We start from the raw sequence: 12,438 nt of genomic DNA, 5'->3' as shown, positions 1-12,438 counted from the left end.
AAGAACCTATTTTTTATAAATGGTGGTTTATTCTTAGTGCTATTGGAATTTTATATCTACTAATAAATATTCTTTTTATAAAGTCTTCCAATTACAATAAAGATTTTGTGAAAAATTACTCGAAAATTGAATCTACAAACGAACAACTTAGCTTATATTTTTTATTTCTAGGAATAACAATTCCAATAATAGATTTAGTAATCGAATTTACGGGTGTTAGAGAAATAAATACGTTAGAATTTAATCTTATAACGGGTTTTGTCTTATTATTAATATATTTTCTCAGCAAAAAATATAAATACATATATAACAATATAGCAGTAATTTTTGTTGTTATTTATATACTTTATGGAATATCCACTATTTTCAAAATAGTAAAATATCCAACAAGTATTTCATCTGCAATCGAGTTTGCAGTTATGTATTTCTTATCATATAATGTTTTTAGGGTTTTTAAATACTACTGGATATTTGTTGCTTCAGTTCTAACTGCAATTAGTTCGTTATGTTTTTTCGAATTTATCGAAAGAAAAGAAGCGGTTGTGTTTTTATCTTTTTCAGTTTTAATAACGGTATTAAATCATATAAGACATATTACAAATCTTAATTCGAAAGACAAATTCCTTTTTGCTGATAACATTGTAAATAACGGCACTTCCCTTGTTTTAGCAGTCAATAAAAAAGGAGAAGTCATCTATTGTAGCGAAAATATAAGTCGTATTTTAGGCTATACTTCTAATGAAGTTAAAGGATTTGATTTTTGGAAACTAACAGATGACAAAGAGTTTAAAACTATTGACTATGAAATAAGTCCAAAATTATACACTAGAAAATTAAAATGTAAAAACGGTAATTATAGATTTATTCAGTGGAAAGATTCAAAATATTCAGAAGATTTATATCTAGGAATAGGTCAAGACGTGACAGAGCAAATTGAAGTCGAAAATCAATATAAAAATCTTATAGAATCGGCTTCGGATATTATTTACGAAACAGACAGACATGGTAATTTTACGTTTATAAATAAATTTTCCGAAACATTATTAGGATATAAAATAGAAGAAGGAATTGGAAAGCATTTTTCGGTATTTGTGCATAAAGATTATGTAGATAAAGTCACAAAATTTTATATAAATTGTTCATTTACTAATGACGAATTTCCCTATATAGAATTTCCAATAATAAAAAAAGATGGACAAGAATTATGGGTTTCGCAAAAGGTTACTTTATCTAGAAATGCTAAAGGAAAAATTATAGGACATCTCGCAATTGCAAGAGATATTTCATCTATAAAAACACTAGAAATTGAACAAAAAAATAGACAAGAAAAAAAAGAGAGTTATAATAAAATCATTAATAATTTAATAGCAAATAGATACACACACGATGATTCTTTTTCTGAAATTATTAATAAAATACTAAAATATGCATCTGAAGGTTCAGGTATAAATCGAATAAGTTATTGGAATTATTTGAATGATAAAATTACCTGTGAAAGCCTATATGATTTAAATAAAAATGCATTTTCAAACCCAGAAGAAATCCTAAAATCAGATTGTCCCAAGTTTTTTGAAGGAATTTTGGAAGAAAATATTATTATTTCTGAAAATGTTTTTAATAATAACTATGTTCAAGAATTTGTCAATAATTACAATAAGCACAATATAAAATCGATGATTGATGTAGCAGTTATTGCAAACGGTGAAAAAGTAGGAATATTATGTTTGCAAAATGCAGGAAAAACTAGAAAATGGGATACAGACGATGTTAGTTTTGCACGTTCCATAGCTGATATAATTTCATTAGTTGTTGAATTTAAAAAACGTATTGAAACAGAACAAAAATTGGCTTTGAAATCAGAAATTTTATTATCAATCGCCAAATCGACTGAGATTTTATTGAAGAGTAATAATATTTACTCAATTCTAACAGACGTTTTTTCTATAGTAGCAAAATCTACAAAAGTAGATCGAATTTATTATTTTGAAAATAATCCGTTGCAAAAAACAATGAGCCAAAAAAACGAATGGGTAAATACAAATATCGAACCTCAAATTAATAATCCAGAGTTGCAAAATATGCCTCATTCTGAAAATGAAATTTTTATAGATTATATTTCAAATAACAAGGTATATAGTACCTTTATTAAGGACGTTAAAGATCAAAAAATAAAAGAGAGATTAGAAAAACAGAGGATATTAACTATCCTCATATTTCCTATATTTGTTAAAAACCAATTTTATGGGTCAATAGGTTTTGATGATTGTACTCACGGACGTACTTGGTCTGAAGATGAAGTTGGAGTTTTACAAATTTTAGCAAACAATATTGCCACAGCAATCGAAAGAACTGAAAATGAAACTTTGTTGCAAGAAAGTGAAGAACGATTCAAATTATTAGCAAATAATATTCCAGGAACAGTTTACCTTTCTGAAAATAACGAAAAATGGTCTAAACTATATGTTAATGATGAGATTGAACATCTTACTGGATACGATAAATCTGATTTTTTAGAAAATAAGATATTTCTAATAGATTTAGTTCATCCTGAAGAGAAAGAAAAAGTAGATTCTCTAAATAGAGATGCAGTACTTAAAAATATACCATTTCATTTAACATATAGACTGAAAAGAAAAACTGGAGAATATATTTGGGTAGAAGAATTTGGTGATGCCATTAAAAAAGATGAGAAAGTCTTATTTATTGAAGGAATTCTAATAGATATTACCGAGAAAAAAACTATTGAATCTCAAATTAAAGCTAGAGAATTTGCCGAAGCATCAAACAGAGCAAAATCTGAATTTTTAGCAAATATGAGTCACGAGATTCGAACTCCGCTAAATGCAATTGTAGGTTTTTCAAATTTATTGCAAGACACAAAACTAGATGCAAATCAGCTAGAATATACAGCAACAGTAAATCAATCGGCAAATATTTTGTTACAAGTTGTAAATGATATTTTAGATTTTTCAAAAATTGAAACAGGAAAATTAGAACTTGATTATCAAATTGTAAATCTGTATGAACTTGCAAATCAAATAATCGATATTATTCGTTTCGATTCAGAACAGAAGAACATTTCATTAAATTTAACTATACACAAAGAAGCTCCTGAGTATATTTCGATTGACGCTTTGCGAATAAAACAAATTTTACTAAATCTATTATCTAACGCAGTAAAATTTACAAACAAAGGAAAAGTCGAATTACATATTTTAGTCGAATCAAAAACAGAAACAAATGTAGTACTTAAATTCTCCGTAATAGATAGTGGTATAGGGATTAAGAAAGATAATCACAAAAAAATATTCGAGGCATTCTCGCAAGAAGATAACTCGACAACACGTAATTTTGGAGGTACAGGTTTGGGACTTACCATTTCAAATAATATTTTAGGATTAATGAATAGTAAGCTAGAATTGAATAGCGATTTACAAAAAGGAAGCACTTTTTTCTTCAAGCTTGATCTCTCTTATTACAAAGCCAATGAAGTAAACATAAATAATATTGAAGTAGCATACGAAGATGTAGGACAATATTATAAAAATGATGTTTTTAATTTGAATAAAAAGGTATTAATCGTAGAAGACAATAAAATTAATATGTTACTTGCCAGAACATTAGTAAAAAAAATAATGCCCAATGCAATAATTTATGAAGCGATAAACGGTCAGCTAGGAATAGATAAATATTTAGAAGTCGAACCAGATATTATATTATTAGATATTCAAATGCCAATTTTAAACGGATATGAAACTGCTCAAAAAATAAGAAAAACAGATAAAATAATTCCAATAATTGCATTAACTGCTGGTACAATAAAAGGCGAAAAAGAAAAATGTCTAGAAACAGGAATGAACGATTACATTTCGAAACCAATTATAAAAGAAGTTTTTGAAAATATATTACTGAAGTGGTTACAATAAAAAGTAAAAAGTATATTTGTATAAACATTTTTAAAATTTAAATTATGAAATGGATAGGAAATAGAGAAAGCGATAACGTTGAGGACAGAAGAGGAATGTCTAAAGGTGGTAAAGTTATTGCTGGTGGTGGTGCTTTAGGAATTATTATTTTGTTGCTTAATATCTTCGGAGGAGAGCAAGCGCAGCAGTTTATTCCTGTTTTAGAACAATTTAATCAAGGACAACAAACAGAAGAGGTACAACAAACCCCATTATCTGAAGAAGATATTGCCGTTGGTAAGTTTGTTAAAACTGTTTTTGCTTATACAGAAGATACTTGGACAAAAGTCTTAGCCGAAAATAATATAGAATACAGAAAACCAAAAATGGTCTTATTTACAGGCGAAGTAGAAACCGCATGTGGCGGAGCTTCATCAGCATCAGGACCGTTTTATTGTCCAGGTGACGAAAAGGTATATATGGATTTGGCTTTCTTTCAAGAACTTCAAACGCGTTTTGGAGCAAAAGGCGGTGATTTTGCAATTGCTTATGTTATTGCACACGAAGTAGGACATCATATTCAAAATATTTTAGGAACTTCAGGAAAAGTGAGCCAATTACAACAAAGTAGGAGCGAAGCAGATGCTAATAAATTATCGGTAGCATTAGAACTTCAGGCTGATTTTTATGCAGGAGTTTGGGCAAAACAAAACCAACAATATTTAGATGTAGATGATATAGATGAAGCGTTAAGCGCAGCTCAAGCGGTAGGTGATGATGCTATTCAAAGTAGAACACAAGGACAGGTTGTTCCAGAATCCTTTACTCATGGTACATCAGAACAACGTAAATATTGGTTTATGAAAGGTTACACTACTGGCGATATTCGTCAAGGTGATACTTTTGCAGAAATGAATTAATAGTAATTATTAAAAAAATCACTTTATTATCAAACTAACTCAACGTTTTATGAATTCTTCGTTTGTGTTTTGTTTGTTTTAAATTTTCGTTTCCAGAAATAATACTAATATTCCCATCTATTTCAAACATGGCTAATCTTACTTCATTATAATGTTCAACACCATGTTCGCGAATGGCTTCTTCAAGTTCATCGGAAGTAATTCCTAATCGGGCAAGCGTTTCGTATTCGGTTTTTCCGTTGTGAATTAAAATTTCTGGTTTGTCTTGTACTAAATCTCTAATAAATGAAGATTTTAGCATTACTTTTTTAAAAATAAAATTGATGCAGAATAATGCAAAAGCAGCTATGATTCCAGCTACAAGCGATGTGTCAGCACCAACCATAGCATTTTGTACAGTGTTACTTATAAGTAAAATAAGAATGACATCGGCCGTGTTTAGTTGAGATAACTCTTTCTTGCCAAATATTCTTAGCGCAATTAGCATAAAAAAATATACAGAAATACTTCGTATGATTATTTCAAGATATTCATTCATTTTTAAAAAGTAAATTTAATTTTAAAATTTTTCTCAATAGCTAAAATCATTTCACCCGCAATATCTTTGTGCGTAGCACCTTCTATACCTTCTAATCCAGGAGACGAATTTACTTCTAATAATAATGGACCTTTTGAAGATCGAATAATATCTACACCAGCTACTTTAAGATCCATGGCTTTTGCAGCTTTTATTGCAATTTTCTTTTCTTCGACAGTTGGTTTTATAACCGATGCCGTTCCGCCCAAATGAATATTGGCACGAAATTCTCCTGCCAAAGCTTCGCGCTGTATTGTAGCTACCACTTTACCATCTACAACAAATAATCTCAAATCTTTTCCGTTGGCTTCTTTGATAAATTCTTGTACTAAAATATTAACATTCAAACTCTTAAAAGCGTTTATAACCGATTCGGCCGCTTTTTTTGTTTCTGCTAAAACAACACCTTTTCCTTGTGTTCCTTCTAATAATTTGACGATAAGTGGCGAGCCACCAACCATCTTTATTAAATCGTCAGTATCTAAAGGAGAATTTGCAAAACCTGTAGTTGGAATATCAATTCCGTGATTGAGCAGCAATTGTAATGAATATAATTTGTCTCGAGACTGTGTTATGGCAGCCGATGAGTTTAAACAAAAAACTTTTAAAGCTTCGAACTGTCTTGTGAGTGCACAACCATAAAATGTGATACTTGGACGAATTCTAGGAATTACAGCATCAAAATTATCTAATACTTTTCCGCCGCGATAATGAATTTCGGGATTGGTAGCATCGAGTTTCATATAGCATTCTTTAATATTTAAAAAATGCATTTCATGTCCGCGCATCGCACCAGCTTCCATAATACGTTTGTTGCTATATAATTCGGGATTACTGGCAAGAAGCCCAATTTTTAGTCCTTTTTTTATTTCTTCAGAGTTTTGATAAAATGTTTTTATCGATTCTAAAGTTGGTTGTCCTAATAAATATTTTTGTTCTGGATCGACTAAAACTCTTCCGCTCATGGCTTCACGACCTAAAAGCATACGAAAACCCATCGAATCTCGATTGGTCAATGTCATTTCTATTTTCCAAGTTTCTTCTCCTATTTTTAGTTCTGTTTGTATCACAAAACGTTGTTCTCGGTAACCACTAGAGCTTTTTACAACACGTTTGTCTATTAATTTTGCTTCGCAATGCTTGACAGCTTTAGTGTTGTTCTGAATTGGATTAATGTCAAACTTAACCCAATTTTCGTTATCACGAATAAAAGGTGCAATATTTACTGCATGTAATGCCGATGTTTTTGCGCCAGAATCTACACGAGCTTTAATAATTGGAATATTCAAATCTGGAAATGAACACCATTCTTCGCTTCCTAGAATTAGTTTTTGTGCTAACATATTTTGTGCTATTTTAATGAATCAAAAGTAAATATTTGGATTGGTAAAAGAGAGTTTTTTTTAAATAAAAAACCATCTAATCCTAAGAAAAGATGGTTTTAAATGTATTATATAAAATATTAACTTGTAGGTTCTTCAGTTTTTTTCTGAATCGTAACTTTTAGTTCAGTTTCGCCTTCTACAAAGTCCATAAAAATCTCGTCTCCAGAAGCAATTTTTGAGGTTATAATTTCCTCAGCAAGAACATCTTCTACATATTTTTGAATAGCTCTTTTTAGCGGACGAGCACCAAACTGTCTGTCAAATCCTTTTTCGGCAACGTAAGCCTTTGCTTTGTCTGACAAAGAAAGTGAATAACCCAATTCTTTAACGCGAGCATATAATTTATTTAACTCAATTTCGATAATCGAATTAATATCTTCTTTTTCTAAAGCATTAAACACAATTACATCATCAATTCTGTTTAAAAATTCTGGTGCAAATGTTTTCTTTAGTGCATTTTCGATAATACTTTTCGAATTATCATCTGCTTGAGAAACTTTGGCAGCAGTTCCAAAACCAACACCTTGACCAAAATCTTTCAATTGTCTAGCTCCAACGTTAGAAGTCATAATGATAATTGTATTCTTAAAATCTATTTTTCGACCCAAACTATCCGTCATATAACCATCATCAAGCACTTGTAACATCATGTTAAAAACATCTGGATGTGCTTTCTCAATTTCGTCTAATAAAACCACACAGTATGGTTTGCGACGAACTTTTTCAGTTAGTTGTCCACCTTCTTCGTAACCAACATATCCTGGAGGCGCTCCAACTAGACGCGAAATAGCAAATTTTTCCATGTATTCACTCATGTCGATACGAATTAATGCATCTTCAGAATCAAATAATTCTTTGGCTAAAACTTTCGCCAGTTGTGTTTTTCCAACACCAGTTTGTCCAAGGAAAATAAAGGAACCAATTGGTCTATTAGGATCTTTTAACCCGGCACGATTTCGTTGTATAGAACGAGCGATTTTTAGTACCGCTTCGTTTTGTCCAATTACCTTATTTTGAATAAGTTCTGGTAATCTAGCTAATTTGTTACTTTCAGTTTGAGCAATACGATTTACTGGAATTCCTGTCATCATCGAAACGACATCGGCAACATTATCTTCTGATACTACAATTTTATTGTTTTTAGCATCATCATCCCATTCTTCTTGCGCGATTGCTAAGTCTTTTTCTAATTTTTTCTCATCATCACGAAGCTTGGCTGCTTCCTCATATTTTTGTCTTTTTACAACTGAATTTTTAAGTTCACGAACGTCTTCTAATTGGCGTTCTAATTCAAGAATTTTTTTAGGAACATCAATATTTGTTATATGTACACGTGATCCAGCTTCGTCTAATGCATCAATAGCTTTGTCTGGTAAAAATCGTTCAGACATATATCTATCAGTTAATTTCACACAAGCTTCAATCGCTTCATCGGTGTAAGTTACATTGTGATGGTCTTCATATTTGTCTTTTATATTATGTAAAATCGTAATTGTTTCTTCAACCGAAGTTGGTTCTACAATTACCTTTTGAAAACGTCTTTCTAAAGCCCCATCTTTTTCTATATATTGACGGTATTCGTCTAGAGTTGTTGCGCCAATACATTGAATTTCGCCTCTCGCTAAAGCTGGTTTAAACATATTAGAAGCATCTAACGAACCTGTTGCTCCGCCAGCACCAACTATGGTATGAATTTCATCGATAAAAAGGATAATATCATCATTTTTTTCGAGTTCGTTCATTACGGCTTTCATGCGTTCTTCAAACTGCCCTCTATATTTTGTACCAGCAACAAGACTAGCTAAATCTAAGGTTACAACACGTTTTCCAAATAATATTCTGGATACTTTTTTTTGTATAATCCTTAAAGCCAAACCTTCGGCAATAGCTGATTTTCCTACTCCAGGTTCCCCTATAAGTAATGGATTGTTCTTTTTTCTTCGGCTTAAAATTTGAGAAACGCGTTCTATTTCTTTTTCGCGTCCTACAACAGGATCGAGTTTGCCTTCTTCGGCCATTTCTGTTAAATCTCTACCAAAATTATCTAAAACTGGTGTTTTAGATTTCTTATTCGATTTATTGGCAGGATTATTAAAACTATCACCTTTTAGACTGTCATCTTGTCCTGAATCATCACCATAGGAAGATTCGTTTTTAGGGAAGTTATCTTGAAAGTTTTCTTCGTTATTTGTTGGTGTCATATTTAAATATTGTTCTTTGGCTATATCATAGTCAATTTGTAATTTATTAAGCAATTTTGTCGTTGGGTCATTCTCGTTACGCAAAATACATAACAACAAATGTGCGGTACTTATTGAAGTAGCTTGGAAAACTTTAGCTTCTAGAAAAGTAGTTTTCAAAGCTCTTTCGGCTTGTCTTGTAAGATGCAAATTTTTCTTATCGTTGCTCACGATTACGTTTGGATTAGCTGGACTTAGTATTTCGACTTTTCTACGCAAATGATCTAAATCTATAGAGAGATTATTTAATATAGAAATTGCTGTCCCATTTCCGTCACGCAAAATGCCTAACATTAAATGTTCAGTACCAATAAAATCGTGACCTAAACGCAAGGCTTCTTCCTTACTATAAGTAATTACATCTTTGACTCTTGGTGAAAAATTATCATCCATAATTATATCTTGTTAATGTAAATTTAGTGATTTATCAATTGAAAAGCAAAAATCATTCCTAATCAAATGTACTGACAGCTAATTGACAAAAAAATATTCAGAAACAAATGTTAAATGATGTATTATTTATTAACCAAAATGGGATTTAATATTGTTAATAAAAAGAAGAAAATTCTACTTATTAGTATGTGAAAAATAATCGAGAAAGCTTATATTAGCAGGATTTTTAAAATTATATAATTAAACATAAATATAGTATGTCGACAGGAGAAAAGTTAATACCAATTAACATTGAAGACGAAATGAAAACAGCTTACATCGATTATTCGATGTCGGTTATTGTATCGCGTGCCTTACCTGATGTAAGAGATGGTTTAAAACCAGTTCACAGAAGGGTTTTATATGGTATGTATGATTTAGGAATAACTTCAAAATCTGCCCACAAGAAATCTGCCAGAATTGTCGGAGAAGTATTGGGTAAATATCACCCACACGGAGATACATCAGTATATGATGCTATGGTACGTATGGCACAAGAATGGTCTTTACGTTATTTATTAGTAGATGGTCAAGGTAACTTTGGTTCTGTCGATGGAGATAGTCCAGCAGCCATGCGTTATACCGAAGCTAGAATGCGTAAAATTTCGGAAGAAATTATGGCCGATATCGAAAAAGAAACTGTAGATTTTCAGTTAAATTTTGATGATACTTTGTATGAACCAAAAGTAATGCCTACTAAAGTTCCTACTTTATTAATAAACGGAGCAACAGGAATTGCAGTTGGTATGGCAACAAATATGCCACCACACAATTTAACCGAAGTTATAAATGGAACTTTAGCTTATCTTGAAAATAACGACATCGAGATTGATGAGTTAATGCATCATATCAAAGCACCAGATTTCCCTACAGGAGGAATCATTTATGGATACGAAGGTGTTCGTGAAGCTTTTAAAACTGGTCGTGGACGTATTGTAATGCGTGCAAAAGTTGGTTTTGAAGAGGTTGATGGTCGCGAATGTATTATCGTGAGCGAGATTCCTTACCAAGTCAATAAAGCCGATATGATAAAACGTACGGCGGATTTAGTTAATGATAAAAAGATTGAAGGTATATCGAACATTCGTGACGAATCGGATAGAAACGGTATGCGTATCGTTTATATATTGAAACGTGATGCAACTCCAAACGTTGTATTAAACACACTTTATAAATATACCCAATTACAATCTTCATTTTCTGTAAATAATATTGCACTTGTAAAAGGTCGTCCTCAAATGTTGAATCTAAAAGATTTGATTCATTATTTTGTAGAACACCGTCATGATGTAGTAGTTCGTAGAACACAATTCGATTTAAGAAAAGCAGAAGAAAGAGCGCACATTTTAGAAGGTTTAATCATTGCTTCGGATAATATTGATGAAGTAATTGCTTTAATTCGTTCTTCAAAAAATACTGATGAAGCCAAAGAAAAATTAATCGAAAGATTCAAACTTTCTGATATTCAAGCACGTGCTATCGTAGAAATGCGTTTGCGTCAGCTTACAGGTCTTGAACAAGACAAACTAAGAGCTGAATATGAAGAATTAATGAAATTGATCGAGCATTTGAAAGCTTTATTGGCTGATGTAAACTTAAGAACAGCATTAATCAAAGAAGAATTAGAAGATATGCGTGCCAAATATGGTGACGAACGTCGTTCTCAAATCGAATATTCAGGTGGAGATGTTAGTATCGAAGATTTAATTGCCGATGAAAATGTAGTAATTACAATTTCTCATGCTGGTTATATCAAACGTACAAATCTTAATGAATACAAAACACAAAATAGAGGAGGGGTAGGTCAAAAATCTGCTGGAACTCGTGATGCCGATTTCTTAGAGCACATGTATGTGGCGACAAACCACCAATATATGATGTTCTTTACCCAAAAAGGAAAATGCTATTGGATGCGTGTTTACGAAATTCCTGAAGGAAGTAAAACCGCAAAAGGTCGTGCTCTTCAAAACCTAATAAATATAGAAAGTGACGATAAAGTAAAAGCCTTTATTTGTACACAAGATCTTAAGGACAAAGATTATACGACGAGTCATAATTTGATTATGGTGACCAAAAAAGGACTAGTTAAGAAAACATCTTTAGACAAATATTCTAAACCACGTGTAAACGGTGTTGCAGCTATTACGATCAAAGAAGGTGACGAATTATTATCAGCCGAATTAACCGATGGAAATAGTCAAATAATCATAGCAGTAAAATCAGGTAAATTACTTCGTTTTGAAGAAACTAAAACCAGACCAATGGGAAGAACAGCTTCTGGAGTTCGTGGAATTAGACTTAAAGACGAATCTGATGAAGTAATCGGACTGGTTTCTGTAAACGATATGAACAGCGAAATTCTTGTTGTTGCCGAAAACGGATACGGAAAACGTTCTAGCCTTGATGAATACAGAATTACAAACCGTGGAGGAAAAGGTGTTAAAACTTTGAATATTACAGAGAAAACAGGACAACTTATCTCTATAAATACTGTTACCGATGCTGATGATTTGATGATTATAAACAAATCTGGATTAACCATCAGAATGGCTGTAGAAGATTTACGTGTAATGGGTCGCGCAACTCAAGGAGTAAAATTAATTAACTTAAAAGGAAAAGATTCTATCGCAGCAGTTACAAAAGTAATGAAAGACGATGTAGAAGAAGTTCTTGTTGACGAAGATGGAAACATTATCGAATCAGTTATCGAAAGAGTAAAACCAGTATTAGAAGTTCTTGAGGATGACGGAACTGCTGACGAAGACGACGACGACGATGATTCAGAAGGTGATGATTCTGAAGAAGATGAAGACGATTCTGATGACGAAGCATAAATATAAATGGGATTTTTAATGTTTGGCACAGATATTGAAAATCCTAATTTTAAAATTTTTAATAATAAAATTAATACGCATATAAAATGAAAACAAAATATAAAATTATTACAGGATTATTATTTTTCTCTTTAACGACATTTGC

The 12,438-nt window shown here is 31.6% G+C and carries 6 protein-coding genes; 3 read left to right on the top strand and 3 right to left on the bottom strand.

What is annotated here, in order from left to right:
- The first annotated feature begins 107 nt into the window (after positions 1-107).
- A complete protein-coding gene (locus tag ACH2BG_RS12560) occupies positions 108-3,926 on the top strand; it encodes a PAS domain S-box protein (RefSeq protein ID WP_395048038.1) in 3,819 nt (1,272 codons plus the stop codon).
- A gap of 44 nt (positions 3,927-3,970) precedes the next feature.
- Positions 3,971-4,825: a neutral zinc metallopeptidase gene (locus tag ACH2BG_RS12555; protein WP_395048037.1), complete on the top strand. Its 855-nt coding sequence runs from the start codon at positions 3,971-3,973 to the stop codon at positions 4,823-4,825.
- Positions 4,826-4,859: 34 nt separating this feature from the next.
- On the opposite strand, the gene ACH2BG_RS12550 is transcribed toward ACH2BG_RS12555, so the two are convergent.
- The 3 genes from ACH2BG_RS12550 to ACH2BG_RS12540 all read right to left on the bottom strand — a co-directional run bounded on the left by ACH2BG_RS12550 (position 4,860) and on the right by ACH2BG_RS12540 (position 9,420).
- Positions 4,860-5,363: a DUF421 domain-containing protein gene (locus tag ACH2BG_RS12550; protein WP_395048036.1), complete on the bottom strand. Its 504-nt coding sequence runs from the start codon at positions 5,361-5,363 to the stop codon at positions 4,860-4,862.
- A 2-nt stretch (positions 5,364-5,365) separates the two neighbouring features.
- Entirely contained in the window at positions 5,366-6,745 is a 1,380-nt protein-coding gene (gene rimK / locus ACH2BG_RS12545; RefSeq protein WP_395048035.1) for a 30S ribosomal protein S6--L-glutamate ligase, read from the bottom strand.
- 119 nt (positions 6,746-6,864) lie between these two features.
- Positions 6,865-9,420, bottom strand: coding sequence for an ATP-dependent Clp protease ATP-binding subunit (locus tag ACH2BG_RS12540; protein WP_395048034.1), 2,556 nt, complete (start codon positions 9,418-9,420; stop codon positions 6,865-6,867).
- Between the two features lie 257 nt (positions 9,421-9,677).
- Here ACH2BG_RS12540 and gyrA point away from each other — a divergent pair, with 257 nt between their 5' ends.
- The gene (gene gyrA, locus ACH2BG_RS12535; protein WP_395048033.1) at positions 9,678-12,293 is read left to right on the top strand and encodes a DNA gyrase subunit A; all 2,616 of its coding nucleotides are present in this window, start codon (positions 9,678-9,680) and stop codon (positions 12,291-12,293) included.
- The last annotated feature ends 145 nt before the right edge of the window (positions 12,294-12,438 follow it).

Source organism: Flavobacterium sp. (genome assembly GCF_043779715.1).
Classification (GTDB): domain Bacteria; phylum Bacteroidota; class Bacteroidia; order Flavobacteriales; family Flavobacteriaceae; genus Flavobacterium.
This window is presented reverse-complemented; position numbering and strand designations above follow the sequence as displayed.

Excerpts from the sequence above, each read along its gene's own strand:
- ACH2BG_RS12555 (WP_395048037.1), top strand. The coding sequence starts at position 3,971 with ATGAAATGGATAGGAAATAGAGAAAGCGATAACGTTGAGGACAGAAGA.
- gyrA (WP_395048033.1), top strand. The coding sequence starts at position 9,678 with ATGTCGACAGGAGAAAAGTTAATACCAATTAACATTGAAGACGAAATG.
- rimK (WP_395048035.1), bottom strand. The coding sequence starts at position 6,745 with ATGTTAGCACAAAAACTAATTCTAGGAAGCGAAGAATGGTGTTCATTT.
- ACH2BG_RS12540 (WP_395048034.1), bottom strand. The coding sequence starts at position 9,420 with ATGGATGATAATTTTTCACCAAGAGTCAAAGATGTAATTACTTATAGT.
- ACH2BG_RS12550 (WP_395048036.1), bottom strand. The coding sequence starts at position 5,363 with ATGAATGAATATCTTGAAATAATCATACGAAGTATTTCTGTATATTTT.